General features: G+C 42.6%; 17 protein-coding genes. 8 read left to right on the forward strand and 9 right to left on the reverse strand.

The window, feature by feature from the left end; all coding sequences use genetic code 11:
- Positions 1-53 precede the first annotated feature (53 nt).
- Together cmoB and cmoA are read right to left on the reverse strand one after the other, a co-directional pair.
- The gene (cmoB, locus tag ACT3TU_RS09835) at positions 54-1,106 is read right to left on the reverse strand and encodes a tRNA 5-methoxyuridine(34)/uridine 5-oxyacetic acid(34) synthase CmoB (RefSeq protein WP_192524119.1); all 1,053 of its coding nucleotides are present in this window, start codon (positions 1,104-1,106) and stop codon (positions 54-56) included.
- A gap of 169 nt (positions 1,107-1,275) precedes the next feature.
- Complete coding sequence (gene cmoA, locus ACT3TU_RS09840) at positions 1,276-2,064, reverse strand: carboxy-S-adenosyl-L-methionine synthase CmoA (protein ID WP_192524120.1); 789 nt, start codon at positions 2,062-2,064, stop codon at positions 1,276-1,278.
- A gap of 198 nt (positions 2,065-2,262) precedes the next feature.
- On the opposite strand from cmoA, the gene msrA reads away from it, so the two are divergent.
- The 4 genes from msrA to ACT3TU_RS09860 all read left to right on the forward strand — a co-directional run bounded on the left by msrA (position 2,263) and on the right by ACT3TU_RS09860 (position 6,237).
- Entirely contained in the window at positions 2,263-2,784 is a 522-nt protein-coding gene (gene msrA, locus ACT3TU_RS09845; RefSeq protein WP_192524121.1) for a peptide-methionine (S)-S-oxide reductase MsrA, read from the forward strand.
- 329 nt (positions 2,785-3,113) lie between these two features.
- On the forward strand, positions 3,114-3,776 hold the full coding sequence (gene tmpT, locus ACT3TU_RS09850) for a thiopurine S-methyltransferase (protein ID WP_192524122.1): 663 nt from the start codon (positions 3,114-3,116) through the stop codon (positions 3,774-3,776).
- A 51-nt stretch (positions 3,777-3,827) separates the two neighbouring features.
- Positions 3,828-4,541: a DUF1499 domain-containing protein gene (locus ACT3TU_RS09855; RefSeq protein ID WP_192524123.1), complete on the forward strand. Its 714-nt coding sequence runs from the start codon at positions 3,828-3,830 to the stop codon at positions 4,539-4,541.
- A 220-nt stretch (positions 4,542-4,761) separates the two neighbouring features.
- Positions 4,762-6,237: a lytic murein transglycosylase gene (locus ACT3TU_RS09860; protein ID WP_192524124.1), complete on the forward strand. Its 1,476-nt coding sequence runs from the start codon at positions 4,762-4,764 to the stop codon at positions 6,235-6,237.
- A 114-nt stretch (positions 6,238-6,351) separates the two neighbouring features.
- Here the strand turns inward: ACT3TU_RS09860 and ACT3TU_RS09865 are convergent, their stop codons facing one another.
- The 4 genes from ACT3TU_RS09865 to ACT3TU_RS09880 all read right to left on the reverse strand — a co-directional run bounded on the left by ACT3TU_RS09865 (position 6,352) and on the right by ACT3TU_RS09880 (position 9,893).
- Complete coding sequence (locus ACT3TU_RS09865; RefSeq protein ID WP_192524125.1) at positions 6,352-6,651, reverse strand: hypothetical protein; 300 nt, start codon at positions 6,649-6,651, stop codon at positions 6,352-6,354.
- Positions 6,652-6,924: 273 nt separating this feature from the next.
- Positions 6,925-7,923, reverse strand: a complete 999-nt coding sequence (locus tag ACT3TU_RS09870; protein ID WP_192524126.1) for a DUF4062 domain-containing protein — start codon at positions 7,921-7,923, stop codon at positions 6,925-6,927.
- Between the two features lie 174 nt (positions 7,924-8,097).
- Positions 8,098-9,060 carry a glutamate racemase gene (gene murI, locus ACT3TU_RS09875; protein WP_192524127.1) on the reverse strand — a complete coding sequence of 321 codons (963 nt, stop codon included), beginning with the start codon at positions 9,058-9,060 and terminating at the stop codon, positions 8,098-8,100.
- Positions 9,061-9,167: 107 nt separating this feature from the next.
- Positions 9,168-9,893: a DUF1285 domain-containing protein gene (locus tag ACT3TU_RS09880; RefSeq protein WP_192524128.1), complete on the reverse strand. Its 726-nt coding sequence runs from the start codon at positions 9,891-9,893 to the stop codon at positions 9,168-9,170.
- A gap of 655 nt (positions 9,894-10,548) precedes the next feature.
- Here ACT3TU_RS09880 and ACT3TU_RS09885 point away from each other — a divergent pair.
- Positions 10,549-12,186, forward strand: a complete 1,638-nt coding sequence (locus ACT3TU_RS09885) for an electron transfer flavoprotein-ubiquinone oxidoreductase (RefSeq protein WP_192524135.1) — start codon at positions 10,549-10,551, stop codon at positions 12,184-12,186.
- Positions 12,187-12,291: 105 nt separating this feature from the next.
- Here ACT3TU_RS09885 and ACT3TU_RS09890 read toward each other — a convergent pair whose 3' ends face one another.
- Complete coding sequence (locus ACT3TU_RS09890) at positions 12,292-13,788, reverse strand: alanine/glycine:cation symporter family protein (protein WP_192524129.1); 1,497 nt, start codon at positions 13,786-13,788, stop codon at positions 12,292-12,294.
- Between the two features lie 1,176 nt (positions 13,789-14,964).
- Here ACT3TU_RS09890 and ACT3TU_RS09895 point away from each other — a divergent pair.
- From ACT3TU_RS09895 to ACT3TU_RS09905, 3 genes are all read left to right on the forward strand, one after another.
- Positions 14,965-15,225 carry a DUF4212 domain-containing protein gene (locus ACT3TU_RS09895; protein ID WP_192524130.1) on the forward strand — a complete coding sequence of 87 codons (261 nt, stop codon included), beginning with the start codon at positions 14,965-14,967 and terminating at the stop codon, positions 15,223-15,225.
- Between the two features lie 4 nt (positions 15,226-15,229).
- Positions 15,230-17,098, forward strand: a complete 1,869-nt coding sequence (locus ACT3TU_RS09900; RefSeq protein ID WP_192524131.1) for a sodium:solute symporter family protein — start codon at positions 15,230-15,232, stop codon at positions 17,096-17,098.
- A 265-nt stretch (positions 17,099-17,363) separates the two neighbouring features.
- Entirely contained in the window at positions 17,364-17,921 is a 558-nt protein-coding gene (locus ACT3TU_RS09905; protein WP_192524132.1) for a hypothetical protein, read from the forward strand.
- Between the two features lie 77 nt (positions 17,922-17,998).
- Here the strand turns inward: ACT3TU_RS09905 and ACT3TU_RS09910 are convergent, their stop codons facing one another.
- Together ACT3TU_RS09910 and ACT3TU_RS09915 are read right to left on the reverse strand one after the other, a co-directional pair.
- Entirely contained in the window at positions 17,999-18,604 is a 606-nt protein-coding gene (locus ACT3TU_RS09910; protein ID WP_192524133.1) for a rhomboid family intramembrane serine protease, read from the reverse strand.
- A gap of 41 nt (positions 18,605-18,645) precedes the next feature.
- A complete protein-coding gene (locus tag ACT3TU_RS09915) occupies positions 18,646-19,698 on the reverse strand; it encodes a 5'-nucleotidase (protein WP_192524134.1) in 1,053 nt (350 codons plus the stop codon).
- Positions 19,699-19,797: the final 99 nt, after the last annotated feature.

Raw genomic sequence — 19,797 nt, forward strand, 5'->3', positions numbered from 1 at the left:
TTGTTTTCATAATGTCTCTTCCTTGTTTTTATGACCGCCTACCGTCATAAATGCTATTTTCTGGCAATCAAGGTCGCACGCATGGGAGCTGGATAGCCTTCAATGGTCTTTGTTGAATCATTAGGATTTAAGAAATCTGCTAACGAATGATAGGTCATCCACTCGGTTTTACGCTGCTCCTCAGTCGAGGTCACAGCGACATCGACACAGCGCACCTCTGTAAACCCAGCTTTTTCTAGCCAGCCAATCAATGCCGCCACCGATGGCAAAAAGTATACGTTATTCATCTGCGCATAACGGTCATGAGGGACAAGTACGGTATTGGCATCACCTTCAATAACCAGAGTCTCAAGCACCAGCTCGCCACCTTTTATTAATTGTCCTTTCAGCTGTTGCAGATGCTCAAAGGGCGACTGGCGATGATAGAGCACACCCATACTGAACACCGTATCAAATAACTGGCTATGCTCAGGCAATGCTTCGAGTGGCACGGGAATATAATGGGTACGATAACGACCTGTCTCATGAGCATCTGCTGCCCCGACGAAATGACGAATCGCCATAAACTGATGGTAAAATAGGCATGACGGATCAATAATAATAACCGTGTCCGCCCCTGCTCCTGCCATACGCCAGCCATGATAACCGGAGCCGCCACCGACATCCAATACACGCCGACCTTTTAATGTGCTTAAATGCGGTGCCACTCGTTGCCACTTCCAATCACTATGCCATTCGGTGTCGATGAAAATTGGCTCGGCTTGCGTTTCTTTATTTTGGCTACTACCAATTTGAAAAGGCCCTTTGCGCCATGGCATGAGTTGCTTTAATAGCGCAACTGTTTGTTTACGTTCAGAATCAGTAAGCGGCGTATTAATCGTCAATACATCACCGTCCAGATCGACATTATCGACGTTCGGTGTTGGCAAACGAGCGACCGATGCTTGATAAGCAGGCGCATGGGCGTAGTTGGCTTTATCTTTAATGTCATTTAACCAAGTGGGTAGTTTTGTAAGCCACTCATAAGCGCTTGGATGCGTTTGAGCAAGCGTCAATAAAGTTAAGTACAGTTCGCGCTCGGCGTGAATAATAGTGTCGTTAAGCATAAAGACGGATTACCATATTGATCAAAAATAGTAGACGTAGGGTGCACCTTGCGCACCGATAAATAATTATGTCTTTGAATTGGTGAGCTTTGCGCACCCTACAAAAAGCATAACCCAAACCACGATACATAGTGGCAAGAAAAAGCGAGATTGGCTCCCGACATAAACCTTATTTAAACGCCACAATAGAGACAAAGTTTAAAAACTGAAACCACGTTAAATGACGCTGAAAACCAACATCTGACAAACGCGTATGGTGCTGAGCTAAAGTATCAGTAATAAGGACGTTTTCTAGCGCGTTACGCTTGCCACTGATTTCCATTTCAGTATAACCGTTGGCACGTTTAAAATCATAATAACGCTCAACCAGCCACGCATCGTATTGCTCATCAAAAGCGTGAGTTTTCTCCGTTACTACCAGTATGCCGCCCTCACTTAATGCCGCGTAAATTTTCTCTAATACCGCCACCCTATCGGCAGCGGGTAAAAACTGTAAGGTTAAATTTAAAATCACCATATCGCACGGTTCAAGCTCAATATCGCGAATATCCGCAGTCATCACTTCAATATCATGTTCAGGATAATTATCCTCTAGTAAAGTAGTCGCTTCAGTAGTCATCGCTGGTGAAATATCAATGGCTTTAATCTGCAAATCTTGCGACTCGAACTCGCCAGCGAGCGTCATGCTTGCCGCACCCAGCGAACAGCCCAAATCATAAATACGGCTGACACGCTGACCATTATCATCTTGCTGGCGATACTTACAATGACGACGGGCAAATATGGGCAGCATTGCCAGCACTTGACCATACCCGGGGACACTGCGACGAATCATATCGGGGAAACAAGCCACAACTTGCTCATCAAAGGAAAAGCGAGCCGCTTTATCGAGCGGTGTGGTAAATAGGGTGTCATGTTTAACAGTAGCGGGCTTAGATTGGCTCATGGTGTGACTCATTTTTGGATAGTAGAACTTAAATTATGAAGTGGTTAATGATTTTAATTAACACTATTAAGGCGACATAGCGTAGCAAAAGCCCATTATAACATTACTGTTTGTTACTTATCGCGGCCAGATGCCCTGCTAAGCTAAATGTATATCGCTAAGTAAAAATTGCTTGGCGCGTACTCTGTAATTATAAAAATAGGAACAATTATGCAAACTATTGTATTAGGCGGTGGCTGCTTTTGGTGCACCGAATCCGTGTTTTTATCGGTGAAAGGCGTGCAATCTGTGATATCAGGTTACATGGGCGGTGATGCCGTTTCTGCCAATTATGAAGCGGTCTGTAGCGGCGATACGGGCCACGTTGAAGTCATCAAAATTGAATTCGATGAAACGACTGTCCCATTAGAAGTGATACTCGATGTCTTCTTTGCCACTCACGACCCCACTACCATGGATCGTCAGGGTAATGATGTCGGTAGCCAATACCGCAGCGTGGTGTTCTATACCGAGGAAGCGCAGAAGCCAACCGTCGATCGTACGATTAAGAAATTACGCGATATGGGGGTCAATGTGGTCACCGAAGTCCACCCTGCTGCCGAGTTTTATAAGGCCGAAGAAACACATCAGGATTTCTTTAATAGAAACCCAGGTCAAGCTTATTGTAACTTTTCCATACCACCAAAACTTGCCAAACTGCGTAAAGAGTTTAGTCAGTATATGGTGAGCTAAACAGTATATGGATTAGGAGTTTATTCGTTTAAAATCTAATAAGTTCAATATAAAAGCGCTACAGTGGGACTGGTATACATTTTTTTCAGCCTCTGTCAGCGTAGACACAGCAAGCAAGAAAAATTTATACCAGTTCCGCGTCATACCATAACGTATCTTTTTTATTTAGAACCGACTATAAGTTCCTAACCTAGTGCTTAATAAAAGCCAAACGCTCATTATAAGAGTGTTTGGCCTTTTTAATGCCTTTGACAACATTGAACAACAGGTTATGATAATAAGTTCAAAGTAAAGAATAACATTAAACCTGATAAATAAAGGCTAAGGTCATGAATCCCGAATTTTGGCAATTACGTTGGCAAGAAAAGCGTATCGGCTTTAACCAGTCTCAAATCAATCCAAAATTAATTAAATATTTTGAAAGGTTAGCATTATCGAGTGAAAGCTGTGTTTTTATACCGCTATGCGGCAAATCAATCGATATGGTTTGGCTATTAGACCAAGGCTATAATGTCGTTGGTGCTGAATTAGTTGAATCAGCGATAAAAGAATTTTTCATTGAGCAAAATATCCCGTACACAATAAAAGAACATGCTGATAATCCAGATATCAAATGCTATCAAGGCCAACGATTAAATCAAACCATAAAGCTATGGGTTGCTGATATTTTTGAGCTGACACCTCACGATATTGGTCACGTTGATGCGGTGTATGATCGAGCCGCATTAATCGCCATGCCACCTGATATGCGCCCGATATATAGCGAGCAAATATGCACGCTCAGCCAAAACGCTGCTCAACTGTTATTAACACTGCATTACGACCAAAATGAACGAGCAGGGCCGCCTTTCTCAATTAGTAGCAAGCAAGTTCAACAGTACTATAGTAGTCACTACCAAATAACGGAGATTGAAGGTCAGCCCTCAACCTTGAATGCCGCACCAAATATGGCTGTAACGGAGCATGTTTGGCTATTGAATGCTAATAAATAGGCTATGATTAAAAACACTTAAGCCGTCAATGAATAGCAACGGAGCAATCGAATGCGAATTTTAGTCACTCTAATGAGCTTTATCGCTATTCTACTAGTCATACTGCCAGGCCCTCTCTATAAGTTTGAATTTTTTGACTTGGCTACGGCGTTTACAGGCTTTACAGTTGGCGTACTTGTGGGTATTGCCGCCCTCATCCTGTTAGGTATACAGTTTTTATTTAAACGTGACACAGTGAGACTTAATAGCACGTTGACAGCCCTCATACTTTCTATCATTGCGATCGCTATCCCGCTTAGTATGTTGAATACAGCCAAAAACGTACCACCCATTCATGATATTTCAACTGATTTGGTGAACCCACCTGAGTTTTTGGCTATTGCCCCACTACGTGCTGACGCCCCAAACCCAGCTGAGTATGCGGGTGAAGAGGCTGCCGAGCAACAACGTCAAGGCTATCCCGAACTACAAACCTTAGATTATCCTCAATCAAAGTCTGAGCTGGTCGAAGCAACCAAACAAGCCATCGATAATCTAGGTTGGGAACTGATAAATATTGATGCCGACAAAGGGATTGCTGAAGCAACGGACACCACTTTCTGGTTTGGCTTTAAAGATGATGTTGTCGTGCGTATTACTGATAATGGTAACGAGCGTCTGGTCGATATCCGTAGTAAATCACGAGTTGGCGGGAGCGATTTGGGTAAAAATGCTGCGCGTATTCATGATTTTATTGAAGAGTTAGATAGAGTTTTGGGGGAGTAGTTTTTTGTGATTAATATAAAACCATTAACCTCAGCTGAGACAATCTGACGCGTCAAGCCGCCAAAAACCTCTTCTAACCTCACGCCAGCGTCAATTTATAGTAACTGAGTGCTGCGATACCTTTTCTTTACTATTTAGATTGGTTACTCTAAGTCCATACTGCACCAATCAGCTTTGCTTCCCTCTTTAATGACCACTTTGACGTTTATAGGATATTGTCATGCGTTTGACTCCAGTTTCTACTTTATCGCTACTTAGCTTTGCTGTTGGGCTAAGTTTTGCTAGCTCCGCCCAAGCCGCTAAGCCACCAGCACCTAATCTATCCAATAGCGAGTTTCAACAATGTCTAGATGGTCTAAAAAACTCTAGTAAATTTCGTGGTGTCGACAGTTTCACTTTTAATAACTACCGTCCAAGCGAGCCAGACCCTAGCGTGATTCAATCGTTAAACTATCAGCCAGAGTTTCAAAAGGATGTCTGGGATTACCTCTCATCACTGGTTGACAAAGAGCGTGTCGAAGATGGTATCCGTGCCAAGCATCAATGGAGCGATACGCTACGTAAAATTGAATCGCGTTACGGAGTAAAGGCTGAGCACGTATTAGGGGTTTGGGGCGTGGAGTCAAACTTCGGGCAAACCTTGGGTAAAAAGCCCTTGTTTGAGTCTCTAGCGACGTTGTCTTGTTTTGATCGTCGTCAAAGCTATTTCCAAGGCGAATACGCCAATGCTTTAAAAATCGTCCAAAAAGGTGACATCGCACCCAGTGATATGACAGGCTCGTGGGCAGGTGCTTTCGGACAAACCCAGTTCATGCCCAGTACCTTTTTAGAGCTGGCAGTAGATTTCGATGGTGATGGTCGTCGCGACTTAGTCAATAGCGTGCCCGATGCATTGGCCTCTACCGCCAATTTCTTGGACAATCGTGGTTATCGAACTGGTGAGCCATGGGGTTATGAAGTTAAATTGCCCAGTGGATTTTGGGCAGCTTCCAACCGCAAAGACAAAAAATCGATGAGCCACTGGCGCAATCAAGGTTTGACCTTAGCCAATGGCAGTCCTCTGCCTTATGATTTAAATAGTGCGGGCTTAATGTTGCCTGCTGGCAAAGATGGCCCTGCTTTTTTGGTGGGTAAAAACTTCGATACGTTTTATTCATACAACGCTTCAGAAAATTATGCGCTGGCAATCGCCCATTTATCAGATTTAATCACCCGTGAGGACAGCAGCAAAACTGACTTTATGACTGCTTGGCCAACAGACGATCCTGGTATCAGCCGTCAGCAAGCCAAAGATATTCAACAAGCATTATTGGACGCTGGTTACGATATTGGCGATGTCGACGGCATCATTGGTGACAATACCCGTACGGCTATCCAGCAATACCAAACCAGTAAGGGTATCTCTCCTGCTGATGGTCGCGCAGGACAGAACTTCTATCGCGCCATTATTGGCAATTCGACACCTAATAGAGGCCAGTCCGGCAATCAATACCAGCAGCCATCGAATAGCCAACCCTTAAACCCTGCTCCTGCCGACCGTATGGGGCAGCTTATTCAACAGCAAACTAGCACTCCTAATAGTAATTCAACACAACCCTCTGCTACTCAACCATCCACTTCTGGTAACACGCGATATCGCCGTGTCACCGACGCTGATGGTGCTGTAAAGCTCATCCGTATCGATGAGGGTTCATAATTCAAACTGCTTTATAGCAAACAAAAGCCACGCTAATAATAGCGTGGCTTTTGTTTGTGCTTGTATTTTATGGGCTTATATTATCTATTTGAACAACCCAATATTTTAAAAAACTTAAACGATAGGTGGTGGATTTGGTTTGCCATTATCCCCATCCCAGTTCTCACGCGCTTTATCATCTAAGTCGGCTGGCGTTTTTGGCTTCCATTTACCATTCTCTTTCCAAGTGGCATCGCCCCAATCTGCATCTTCTTCTTTTCTATCCAAATCTTTATAGGCTTTGCTAGGATCGATACCGCGACGCTTCATATCGGCTACTTGTTCTTCCAACGTATGAAACTGATTGGCATCGTGCATAGACTTTTCTAAGCTATCCAGTTCACTTCTTAATTCATCATTTTTAGAGTTACTCATTATAGGCTCTCCTTAATTAACCATTATTATAAATATATTACGGTTGGTACATTTTTAATTTTAAGCTCAACGATGGGTCAAATATCATTTTTTATTTATAATACTCTTTGTCTATAGTGTCATTATCACGAGTATTGAGCCAATTCACAACCGTTGACGCGTATGCTTTGTATTACAAAACGTAGTCATCATGGTGAATATAATGACTATAAAATATATGGTGATAAGTATTTCGAGATATCGGTGAAATTGATGGCTTGCGAGGATTGCTACTTATTGGGTTTTAGGGCATTCATCTTTAAATAAATTTTTTGCATAAAAAGTAAGCTTCCAAAGCTCTTGTGATACTCGAGTACCGTAGGTCGTTAATTGTATCCAATTGGCGCTAACCAACTGGCGCTGTAAATGGTTCAAAGACTCTTGGGAGATTTGACAGCGTGAGACAGCATGAACATTTGGCATATCTTGTTTTATATCCTGCTCTGCTCTTGAGACGATCAAGCGATTGAAGGTATTATGTAAACCATAGCTAGTAAAAGTCGCTGGTGTTTTCATCAAAGCGATCAGTACCTCTTTCCACGTTAATGTCATTGACCGAGTGACAGTCGTTAAATTCCCACCTTCATAAGCATGAGCGCTATACTGAATATCAAAGGTTTCGGTCAGTACCAGTGGGTTACTGATATTATCTACTACCCGTTCCTCAACCACTGGCGCTTCTTTTGTAAACGTTTTATGGTTGGATATTAGGTCAGACAATCTTTCAGAGACAGTTTGCTTACTAAATTTAATCATCTCCTCACTGACTCTTATCCAGCCACCATTTACGACATGATTGCCCACCGTATTATAATAAGCTTGTACGAGCAGTTTTTCGATATCAACTACGGTATCATAATAATATATTTGACTGTTTTGCCGAGTCACTGACTTAACAAACTCTTGCAACTGACGACTGATATTAGCATCTTGATGATGACTTTTAACCAATATGAGTAAAGGTTTGAGCTTGGCTTTGGCATTCAAATAGCTCAAATGCATTTGACTGACACCGTTTTTTTGCACCGTACCATAGCTGTCGCCGACGACCATTAATACATAATCACACGCATCTATACACTGTCGACCATATAACGATGCTTTTGGCAACTGGCTCGATACGTCATAGGTTAAGAACGCCCGCGCCTGAAAAAATATCGCTAAGCTATCCAAAACAAGCAATTGGTCGTTGTCAGCGCATATGACATGAATATGATAGCGACGGTTTGGCACAATTACCCCTAAACTTAGGTCATCACATAAAAGGGAATGATATAAAAAAGCACAAATATCTTATTTTGCACAGCCTAGCACAAACTTATAAGGCTGGGCTTAATTTATTATCATTATAGCAACATCGTGCAAGATTATGGTCTCCATATTGCCATTAAGGGTATTCGGCAATATCTAACCAGACCAATCAGAATAGTATTGCAATATTGTCTGTTTGCCCAGTAGACCCTCCACTAAAGCGCTAAGTCTCTCATCATGTTTGGTTGCATAAAAAACCAATGGTATTCGAGAATCTACCTTTGTCGGGCTGATTAATTTTGAGTGCCCGCTATTTGTCCCGCTTTCATTCAGTGCAGACAGCTTATTTATGACTAATAGTTGCTTAACCCGTTCAGCAATTGCCTGTCCTGAGTCGACGATCTGCATCGATAATTGCTGCTGTGTAATCTCACTCAATAAAAACGCTTTAAAAAACGGATAGTGCGTACAGCCGAGTACCAATTGATCGACGCCATCACTTGCAAATGCTTGTAATTTCTGGCGTATAAGTCGGGCCGTAGCATCTTGTTCTGGCATCCCTGCCTCTACCCACGGTACCAAGTTTGGATCAAAATACTTTGTCACTATCGTACCGTTAGGATGGGCAAAGTTGGTGATGACGTCATTAAGCAATACTCCATTCAACGTTGCCTTGGTTGCTAACACAGCCACACGACCACTTTGACTGGCCAATATCGCGGGTTTCAATGCAGGCACCAAACCGACAATAGGCAGCTGCGGATAACTGCGCCTTGCGGCCTCCAAAGCATAAGCTGAGGCGCTATTGCAAGCGATGACAATCAGCTTACAGCCCTGCTGATACAACCATTCTACTGCTATCAAAGTCAAGGCTTCGATATCTGCACTGTCGCGATTGCCATAAGGCACATTTAACGTATCGGCATAATAAACATAGCGCTCAGTAGGAAGCTGCTGCGCTAAATGTAGGTAAACGGAGAGGCCACCGACACCCGAATCAAACAAGCCGATGGGGGCACTGCGATTGTTATTAACCACCGCTTTATCAAAAGCGTTGCTAGTAAAAGCGGCTGGTTGGGTTTGCATCTCACTAACCACTTTTTTTGCGGCAATATTCATCGTTCTGTTACCGCCATCCTGATAGACCTGTCATTATTTTGATACCATTTATTTTAATATCGCTGTATTTTAATATCGCTGCATTTTGGCAAATGCTAGATGGGTTATTAGCTGGTTGGCATTGATAACTGGTAGTGTTTCCCACCACTTTGCAAAGTGAGTATCGTCTCACCATCTTGCTCTGTCAATTCACCAATTTCAGTCAAATGATAAAAAGTGTTGCGTCCGATAAGTGCGGTCAAACTATTTCTAACCGCCATGTAAGGACGTATCTGTTTTTCGGTTGCTACGTTTTGATTGCTTGTATTGCCTACCCCAGCGAGCGTTTGGTTCGTGTCATTGTCTTTAGGATTATACGCCTTTAATGTAATGGGGTGCTCATCATCTAAACGTACCACATCGCCAGTCGTCGTGGTAAACTCCAACCAACTCGTCTCATTTTCATTGACAATGCCCACATCATTAATCAACAAGGGCGCATCTTCGACTTGAATACGCAGCTTTTGTACTGGTGTCTTTAAAAAATACTCGGTGACGCCGTTATTGTCCTCTTTCCATAATATAGTGGCAAACAAGCTGACCAATGACTCGCGGGTCATATGCCCACCTTCATGCCACCACTCTCCATTGGCTTTTATGACTAGATCCATATCAGCACTGTTTTCAGGATGCCACTTCTCTAATGGTGGTATGCTACGACCTTCCCGTTTGCCAGCGGTAGATTTTAAATATTGGCTGAGGGCCTCTATATCATTTGGGGCAGATGACACGCTACTTGGGGTTTCAGCACCACTTTCATTATTTTTGATCGTATTGTTGTTATTGTTATTCATCACATAACCTCTGACTTAGTATTAAAACTTAATATTCAAAGTTTGGTAAATCTAACGTTACTATAAATTTTAGTTTCGGGTATGATGAAACCATATCATCTTAGCACCCTCATTATCTCAATCTTACCTTAACACTGATACTTATAAATGCGTATCGTGTTTGTAGGACTTTTCTTTTATAATGAGTAACGATTTTTTATTAAAATGGTCAATTAGGTGTTGTATTAATGACAGATTTTACGTATGCGTTGATATCTTTGAATACATTGAATACAGAGATTTCGACAGTAACGTGGTCAACTAATGCCGCAAAGACAGTTTTTATCGGGCAGCCATATGTCTGAGTGAAGTTAGCGCTGCAAGTTTATTATTCAATTGTTAAGCTAATGATGCCCTGAGATAAGCCACTAAAAGTTTAGGAGTAGGTATGCAAGAGCAAGACACTCAAAAGCCAGTCATTGATGGTGACACTGTGAATACTGACGCACCAGTAGTGACAGAGAAGGCGAATCTAGATAAAGAAACACCAGCCACTGAAGAAGTTGCTGTAGAAGAACAAATCGTTGAACCTGACTCTGAAAAAGTCACTATCGACAAGGCACCAGAGCCAGTAGCAGAACCTGTTGCGCTAGAGCCTGAGATTGAGCGCGAATCAATGGAATTCGATATTATCGTCGTTGGTGGTGGCCCTGCTGGGCTATCTGCTGCTATTCGTCTGCGTCAGCTCGCTATCGCAGCGGGCAACGATGAATTCATGGTCGCTGTGGTCGAAAAAGGTTCTGAGTTTGGTGCTCATATCTTATCCGGTGCAGTTATGGAGCCGCGAGCCTTAGACGAGCTGATACCTGATTGGAAAGCTAAAGGCGCACCGCTTAACGTCCCTGTCACTGAAGATCGCGTGTACATGCTAGGGTCAGCGACTAAATCGACCAAGCTTATGGACTCTATTATTCCAGCCAGCATGCACAACGAAGGCAATTATATTGCATCATTGGGTAATGTCGTTCGTTGGTTAGCGGCTCAAGCCGAAGAGCTAGAAGTCATGATGTTCCCAGGCTTCCCTGCTGCCGACATCTTATATAACGATGATGGCTCAGTTAAAGGGGTATTGACTGGTGATATGGGTGTAGCGGCAAATGGCGATGCTAAGCCAAGCTTTGAGCCCGGCTATGAATTACTGGCTAAGTATACTATCTTTGCCGAAGGCTCTCGTGGTCACTTAGGCAAGCGCCTAATCAGCCGCTTTAACCTTGATAAAGATTGCGATCCCCAGCATTACGCGATCGGCATTAAAGAGCTGTGGGATATTGATCCCGAAAAGCATGAGCAAGGCGTCGTCATGCATGGCTCAGGTTGGCCACTAAGCGATACCGGATCTTCTGGTGGCTGGTGGTTATACTTCGATGAAAACAACCAAGTCAGCTTCGGTGTTGTCATTGATCTTTCTTACTCTAACCCCTACATGTCACCATTTGATGAGATGCAGCGTTTAAAATTACATCCGGTCATTCGCAACGTTTTAGAAGGTGGTAAACGTCTTTCTTATGGGGCGCGTTCACTCACTAAAGGTGGTCTAAACTCATTACCAAAATTCACCTTCCCAGGTGGTGTGTTGGTAGGTGACGACGCTGGATTCTTAAACTCTGCCAAAATCAAAGGCACGCATACTTCAATAAAGTCAGGGATGTTAGCAGCCGAAGCTATTTTTGAAGCGCTACAAGCTGACCGCCAACATGACGAAGTAGTGACCTATACTACTATGTATAAAGAATCTTGGTTATATCAAGACAACTATGAAGGGCGTAACTTTGCCCCAGCTATGCATCGCATGGGTCAATGGATGGGTGGCGCGTTTAACTTTATCGAACAAAACTTGTTGGGTGGCAAAATGCCGCTGACCATTCATGATAACTTACATGATTATGACCAGTTAGAGCGCGCAGACCATGCCTATCAGCCGGAATATCCTAAGCCTGATGGTAAGCTGACGTTTGATAAGTTGTCGTCGGTATTTATCTCAAATACCAACCATACTGAAGATCAGCCAACGCATTTAAAAATGACTGATACCACTGTGCCTATCTCAATCAACCTACCGTTATATGCTGAGCCTGCGCGTTTATTCTGTCCAGCTGGCGTTTATGAAGTAGTGAAAGATGCCGAAGGCGCTAGGTTTGTTATCAATGCGCAAAACTGTGTGCATTGTAAAACCTGTGATATCAAAGATCCTTCGCAAAACATCACTTGGGTAACCCCAGAAGGCGGCGGCGGTCCTAACTATCCAAACATGTAAATCATGATTAAGACAACGATTGTGTTACTTAAATAATATGCCTACAATAAAAAACCGCTCTAAAAAGAGCGGTTTTTTTTGTCTTTATCTATTTAATAATTAAACTTAATCCGTCCATGCATCGCGATTGGCTTCGTCTTTTAGCTTGACGAAATCATCAGGATTAAAGGTAATTTGTTCACCTGTCTTACCTTCTTTCACTTGGCGCTCATAATCACGTAATATTCTCAGTGCCACAGGAGACAATAGCAAAATAGCCACTAAGTTGACCAAGGCCATCAGACCCATCGATAAGTCAGCGAAGTTCCATATGGCAGGTAAGCTGGCAATAGCACCGACAAAGACCATACCTAGCACCATAAAGCGAAACACCATAATCATCACTTTGGCGTTTTTGCTACCAGAGATAAATTCAAGATTGGACTCGCCATAGCTATAGTTGGCAATGATAGAGGTGAATGAAAAGAAGAAAATAGCAATCGCCACGAATACGACGCCCATATCACCCACATACTGTGATAGCGCTAATTGAGTGAGCTGAATGCCTTCTTGCTCGACACTAGGATCGACCACGCCTGATAAAATAATAATAGATGCCGTCGCCGTACAAATTACCAGCGTATCCATAAAAACGCCCAGCATTTGCATAAACCCTTGTACCGCTGGATGGTCAGGATGGCTCTTCGCTGTTGCCGCTGCATTAGGCGCTGAGCCCATACCCGCTTCGTTCGAAAACAGACCGCGCTTGATACCGTTAATCATTGCCTGAGCAATACCATAACCAATCACCCCGCCTGCTGCTTGCTCAAAACCAAAGGCTGATTTTACAATCAACGCAATCGCTGCTGGGAATTGACTAAAATTGGTCACGATGATAAACAATGCCAATAAGATATATAGAATCGCCATGATGGGCACGACTTTACCAGCGATACGAGCGACTGAGCGCAAACCACCAAATACTACTGGAGCAACCAGCACCACCAGCACCAAACCTGTCATCCATGTCGGCACACCAAAGGCTTCGTTGGTGGCCTGAGCGATGGTATTTGACTGTACGCCATTAAATGCCAAACCAAACGCCACCAGCAAACATAGCGAGAAAAATATCGCTAGCCAGCGCTTACCGAGACCTTTTTCGATATAGTAAGCGGGACCACCGCGGTAAACATTGTCATTGTGCGGTACTTTATAAGCTTGTGCTAACGTTGACTCGATAAAACTGGTCGACATGCCGACGAGCGCAGTCATCCACATCCAGAACACCGCACCTGGGCCACCGAGATAAATAGCAATCGCAACCCCTGCTAAGTTACCCGTTCCCACGCGAGCAGCAAGGGAGGTCATCAGCGCTTCAAATGAGCTGATACCACCATCCTTACGCCCCTGATTAGAAACCCGTAATAACTGCCACATGTGACCGAAGTGTCGAAACTGAATAAAACGGGTCACCACTGTAAAGTAAAGGCCCGCGCCTATTAATACGAACATCAACAACCCATACCATGGATTGCTAGCGATTAACCAATCGTTATTACCCCAAATAATGCTGACACCATAATTTACGATACTATTAAGCCAACCTACTACACCCTCGTTCATACGGACTCCTCATTATTACTTTTTATACCTTGTTTAAATGTCATATTGATATTGTCTTTCAGCTACCAAAATCCGAGAAAATCTGACTCAAAATTTTGATATAAAAACATCATGTGCATGATATAGATATTAAAGGGTTAGTCATTATCATATTTGGTTATCAACTTAATAAATTTATTTCTTAAATAAATGTTACTTATAGTCTTTATACTATAGAATGTATTAAGTAACAATTTAGCAGCATGAATGAGATAATTACCGTACTATTCAAGTAGTTTTATTGACGATATGGCACTTATCAAAAATAAATTTATAGTATTTATTAGAAGTCATGCCGAATTGTTTGGAATAACGCTCACATAAATTTTATATAAATAAATTTTATATATTCATACCGATTTGCTATGTGCTTACGAGCATGAATAACTAGAGCATCAGAAATATTAAGACGCTTGTCAGGAAGACAAGATTGTGAAAAAGACAGCGGACCGTCCTATCCCCTCTCCCTTCCTAGATATACTCTTTTTTTCTATGCGAAAACTGAATCAATGTGGTCAGCGTCATACCTGACAAAATAGTTGTTATTTTTGGGTAAATAATTTTCAGTAACCAAATATACTGTTACATATTATATTTTTACTGTTTATCGTTCGCGCTGTATCAGGCAGTACGTGTTTATTTTTTATAGTCTGTTAGGGGCTGTATAGAATTCATCTATTAGGACTGCTGATCGCTAAAATAATTCCAGACTAGGCGTAAATCGAAGGTAATGTCGAGACCTTAGCTAGATTTACAACAACGTCTGGGGCGATTTTAGCATCAGTCCGAAGGAACAGGACTATTTTTTGCCACTTCATAGCCAAAACTATCGCGCTTAGAATGACTAAACTTACTATTTTTGGCGTCGAATTGCCTAAAAAATAGTCTTTGTCAGTTCCTTAGCTGAATTCTATACAGCCCCTAGTTTATAAAAAATACTGCAAAAATTTACTCATTTTATTGGTAATTTTTGGTTACTAATGCTGGTTGGTCATTCTGCTTTAGCGGTCTATAAAACAATTTTTATAATTGTTTTATAGATACAATGTCGCCCTAGGCGATAGAAGCTAAACCACAATGACTTGCTAGACTCCAAACAGTAACCCCGTTTTTATGTAAGGCAAAAGGAGTTGTCCTATGGAGAACCGCAACGATACATCCGGCTATTGGCAAGCTAATATCCGTCTTATTATAGGTAGTCTAATCATCTGGGCAATATGCTCTTATGGTTTTGGCATCTTGTTACGTCCATTATTGTCAGGTATCGCTATCGGCGGTACTGATATAGGCTTTTGGTTTGCACAACAAGGGTCTATTGGGATATTTATCATCTTAATCTTCTTCTACGCCTGGCGTATGAATAAACTCGATAAACAATATGGTGTAGACGAGGAATAGCCCTATGAGTCAATTTACGATTAATATTATTTTTGTGGGTCTGTCCTTCGCTTTATACTTCGGTATTGCGATTTGGGCGCGCGCTGGTACCACCAGTGAGTTCTATGTTGCTGGCGGTGGCGTCCATCCGGTTGTGAACGGTATGGCAACAGCCGCTGACTGGATGAGTGCCGCGTCATTTATCTCCATGGCAGGCATCTTAGCAGCTGGTGGTTATGGTGCTTCAACCTACTTGATGGGTTGGACGGGTGGTTATGTACTACTAGCCATGCTACTTGCGCCTTACTTACGTAAGTTTGGTAAGTTTACCGTACCTGACTTTATTGGTGATCGCTTTTACTCTAAAACCGCTGCTATGATTGCAGTCGTCTGTTTGATTATCGCATCAACCACTTACGTTATTGGTCAGATGACGGGTGCTGGTGTTGCTTTCTCACGCTTCTTAGAAGTTGAGAACGATACAGGTCTTATCATTGCTGCTATCGTGGTATTCTTCTACGCCGTACTTGGTGGTATGAAAGGGATTACTTACACGCAGGTTGCACAGTATGTGGTTCTAATGATTGCTTATACAATTCCTGCGGTTTTCATCTCGCTCGAATTGACTGGTAATCCAATTCCAGGTCTTGGTTTGTTCTCAAACCATGTCGAAGCTGGCGTTCCTATTCTAACCAAGCTTGACCAGGTCGTTACTGACTTAGGTTTTGCGGCTTATACTGCTGATGTACCTAACAAGCTAAACATGGTGCTATTTACTTTATCACTGATGATTGGTACAGCAGGTCTACCGCACGTTATTATTCGCTTTTTCACCGTTCCTAAAGTTGCTGATGCCCGCTGGACAGCCGGTTGGACATTGGTATTTATCTCATTGCTATATTTCACTGCTCCAGCAGTAGGTGCAATGGCGCGTCTAAACCTACTCGATACGATTTACCCACAAGGTGTTGATGAGCCTGCGCTTACTTATGAGCAGCGTCCTGATTGGATGAGAACATGGGAAGACACCGGACTCATCAAGTATAACGACCTCAATAATGATGGTCGCATCCAGCTATACAACGATAGCGGACTTGGTGCAGCACAGATTGCCTTGACAGCTGCAGAAGCTGAAGGTGGCGACGTTGCAGCAGCAACAGCAGCCGTTGCCAAAGCACAGGCTGAACATGATCTAGAAGTCGATGGCCGCTTTACAGATGCAGGCTGGGCTGGTAATGAGCTCGATGTCAACGCTGACATCATCGTATTGGCTAACCCAGAAATTGCACAGTTACCACCATGGGTTATTGGTCTTATCGCCGCAGGTGGTTTGGCAGCAGCGCTATCAACGGCAGCTGGCCTACTACTAGCTATCTCATCAGCAATCAGTCATGACTTGATTAAAAGGAATCTTAATCCAAACATTACTGACAAAGGTGAGCTAAAAGTAGCACGTATCACCATGGGTATCGCGATTGTTGTTGCTACATGGTTGGGCATGAATCCACCAGGATTTGCCGCACAGGTGGTTGCATTAGCCTTTGGTATTGCAGGTGCTTCACTGTTCCCTGCATTGATGATGGGTATTTTCTCTAAGCGTATTAACAGCATCGGCGCTATCGCTGGTATGTTGACGGGCTTAATTAGTATCTTACTCTATATCTTTGTTTTCAAAGGTTGGTTCTTTATCAGTGGTACTGCAAACTTCCCTGATACAGCAGAGTATTGGTTATTTGGTATCTCGCCATTATCATTCGGTGCGGTCGGTGCATTACTTAACTTTATCGTAGCATTCGCTGTTTCTTATGCTACTGCACCACCACCATTACATATCCAAGAACTGGTTGAGAGCGTACGTTCTCCACGTGGGGCTGGCGGCGCAGTCGACCACTAAGCCACCAAGTGAGGTATAAATAACGTATCTTCTGTTACTATATATCACTCACAGGCAGCAGCTGCCTGTGAGTGATTTTTTTACTCCAACGTTGTTATTTATATATTTTATGACAAACGATTATTTTGTTAACCTGTTTCTAAAATTAAAAACAATGAGAAAAATATCCGTAAGTACTACTATTGATATAGTTAGTAAGCCAGATAGCGTTCGTTTATTTTAGGAATAGGTATTAATTGCGCCCAGTGCGTTAAGGACGACTCTTATGCTTTTTGAGTTTATTGCTACTATAGCTGCTGGATTTGGCTTAGCCGGAGTGGCACTCATCATAACTCACCTCAGCAAACTGGCGGGCAAGCGAGCACCTAAATGGCTTATTCCCTTGTTTGGTGCTATCGGTATCTTTGCCTTTCAAATACACCAAGAATACAACTGGTACGATCAGCAAGTGGCTCAACTACCTGAAGGCGTGACCGTGGTTAAAAAGGCTGAAGAGAGTACTTGGTTCCGTCCATGGTCGTACGCTAAACCACAAACATTTCGCTTTATAGCCGCCGATAGTGGACACGCCCGTGCTCAAGTAGACAACCAAGATATCTACTTGGTAGATTTATATTTGTTCGAACGACGCTTGAGTGTGCAGAAAATCCCGCAGGTCATCGATTGTACTGCCCCTGCGCGTGCAGACTATATACTACCAACAGCAGAAAACAGCAAACTAACTATCAAAGAACACGTTAAACAAACAACCAAATGGCGTCCTTTAACGACTGATGATCCGTTATTTATCAATGTGTGTTCAGACGAGCAGAGTAATTTATAAAAATATCCAACCATAGAATAGTGATAATAAATCATTTTGCTAGAAAAATATTTGGAATAGTAGCGTCATGATGACATCTAATAACGTTTAGTCATTTTCGTATAAGTATGTTTTGAGTTTGCCCCTAACAATAAGCCGGCGCATAAACCCCCAAAATGCGCGGCAAATGAAATACCTTGCTGCGGCATCAATCCTTGCTTAATAGTCAACCAATACCCTGCTCCCATCACAATACAAGCCAACAAATACCCCCAACGCCGTGCGAAGACTGCCCCACCTATCATATAACCGAGCATCGCAAAACATAGCCCTGACGCACCAATGTGTATGGACGATGGTGAACCAATTACCCACGTCACCAAGCCAGATGCGACTATTAACTTAATGACTGTACGATATGCATTTTTTTCAAAAAGTCCAAATAAAAATAAAATTTGTAACAGCGTCACAGTATTACCCAGCAGATGTGAAAAATTGCCGTGCATTGTCCATGACGCAAATACCCCTATCATACTGCCCAGATCTAAGGCACGTGGCACAATACCAAAGATATTCCACATGCCGAATAATGCCACTTCATTTAGAAAAAACATGCCCCACATCGGTATTAAAACAAAAGCATATAAGCCAATAACCTGTTTTACTCGTAACATAATTAAGCTAAGCAGTCGCTGCCAATTCATATAAGATCCTATTCCTTTAGTCCGAATTCTTTAGCTATATTTTAATGATTCACCACAAAAAGTGAGCGTTCTACCGGTTTAAAAGCCAACAGTGCCGCCTCTTTATCAGCCACTAAATAACTATCGCTGTGTAGTAGCGATGTCGAATGATAAGGGACTAAAGCAGTAGGAATAAAACCCCGTGCAGCATTAATATGCTTCACCGAATCATCAAAGAAAATATGGGGTGCAAAAGTTTTGAGTACCGCTGTCTTTTCCAGTCCACCTAAAAAAAATGCCATGTCAAGATCCACTCCCCAATCGCGCAGCGTTTTTATCGCTCGTAAATCAGCAGGCGCATTGCGTGCGGTCACCAAAGCAATCTTCATAGGGCAAGAATGCAAGCTTGCAGGCAGACGTTCTTGCATTTTGGACAGTTTAATTAATAATTCTGCATACGGACCCTTTTCTATTGGCAAATCACGCATTTCGGCTTCCCGATCGTGGAAAGCTTGCAAACCCTTTTGCTTATAAAGCAGCTCGCCTGAGTCATCAAATAAGACAGCATCACCATCAAAAGCAATGCGCAGCTGCTTAGTGTCTAACTCATAAGTATTGACTGGTGTTGCGTCTAGTATCGCACAAGCGCAGATATTAGCATCTACAACTTGCTGCGCATCTTCGCGGTTGGTGGTTAAAAACAGATCAACATCAAAATCCTTGATATAAGGAGCAACAAGGCTACCCGAAATAAATGCTGACCTTGAAATGTTAAGCCCATGTTCACGGATCGCATTGAGTACCTGAATACCCGTATCTGGACTACCTTTTGAGACAATAACCACTTCGACTAACGGCGCTTCAATATCTGATTCCGGATCAGGACATTGATTACAGTAGTTATTTAGATTGAGCAAAGCTTTGATCAAGGGGTAGCCGGCACCAATATTTAAAGAGTCGTTTTCACGCTCAGCCATATAGTCACGGAACTCTTTTATAGCGCTGATAGGGCGCTGCTCTAATAATTGTAATAAATAGCTTTCTGCTTCTGTTAAATCAAAAAGTGCAGATGCGGAAATTGCGACTATGAGCGTGTTACTAAAATCGACTGCCATATTTTTATTCTCTATTATGAATAGATAATTACGTTAATGATTGAAAGTCAGTTTATCAATTAAACCTTAACAGGTAAGTAAGATTTTTATTATCAAATT

Origin of the sequence: Psychrobacter sp. AOP3-A1-26 (assembly GCF_052378235.1) — a bacterium.
Taxonomy (GTDB): Bacteria; Pseudomonadota; Gammaproteobacteria; order Pseudomonadales; family Moraxellaceae; genus Psychrobacter.

Coding starts and splice junctions, on each gene's coding strand:
- ACT3TU_RS09910 (WP_192524133.1), bottom strand. CDS start 18,604: ATGAATTGGCAGCGACTGCTTAGCTTAATTATGTTACGAGTAAAACAG.
- ACT3TU_RS09860 (WP_192524124.1), top strand. CDS start 4,762: ATGCGTTTGACTCCAGTTTCTACTTTATCGCTACTTAGCTTTGCTGTT.
- ACT3TU_RS09880 (WP_192524128.1), bottom strand. CDS start 9,893: ATGAATAACAATAACAACAATACGATCAAAAATAATGAAAGTGGTGCT.
- tmpT (WP_192524122.1), top strand. CDS start 3,114: ATGAATCCCGAATTTTGGCAATTACGTTGGCAAGAAAAGCGTATCGGC.
- ACT3TU_RS09890 (WP_192524129.1), bottom strand. CDS start 13,788: ATGAACGAGGGTGTAGTAGGTTGGCTTAATAGTATCGTAAATTATGGT.
- ACT3TU_RS09865 (WP_192524125.1), bottom strand. CDS start 6,651: ATGAGTAACTCTAAAAATGATGAATTAAGAAGTGAACTGGATAGCTTA.
- ACT3TU_RS09900 (WP_192524131.1), top strand. CDS start 15,230: ATGAGTCAATTTACGATTAATATTATTTTTGTGGGTCTGTCCTTCGCT.
- ACT3TU_RS09855 (WP_192524123.1), top strand. CDS start 3,828: ATGCGAATTTTAGTCACTCTAATGAGCTTTATCGCTATTCTACTAGTC.
- ACT3TU_RS09885 (WP_192524135.1), top strand. CDS start 10,549: ATGGAATTCGATATTATCGTCGTTGGTGGTGGCCCTGCTGGGCTATCT.
- ACT3TU_RS09915 (WP_192524134.1), bottom strand. CDS start 19,698: ATGGCAGTCGATTTTAGTAACACGCTCATAGTCGCAATTTCCGCATCT.
- ACT3TU_RS09895 (WP_192524130.1), top strand. CDS start 14,965: ATGGAGAACCGCAACGATACATCCGGCTATTGGCAAGCTAATATCCGT.
- cmoA (WP_192524120.1), bottom strand. CDS start 2,064: ATGAGTCACACCATGAGCCAATCTAAGCCCGCTACTGTTAAACATGAC.
- msrA (WP_192524121.1), top strand. CDS start 2,263: ATGCAAACTATTGTATTAGGCGGTGGCTGCTTTTGGTGCACCGAATCC.
- ACT3TU_RS09905 (WP_192524132.1), top strand. CDS start 17,364: ATGCTTTTTGAGTTTATTGCTACTATAGCTGCTGGATTTGGCTTAGCC.
- cmoB (WP_192524119.1), bottom strand. CDS start 1,106: ATGCTTAACGACACTATTATTCACGCCGAGCGCGAACTGTACTTAACT.
- murI (WP_192524127.1), bottom strand. CDS start 9,060: ATGAATATTGCCGCAAAAAAAGTGGTTAGTGAGATGCAAACCCAACCA.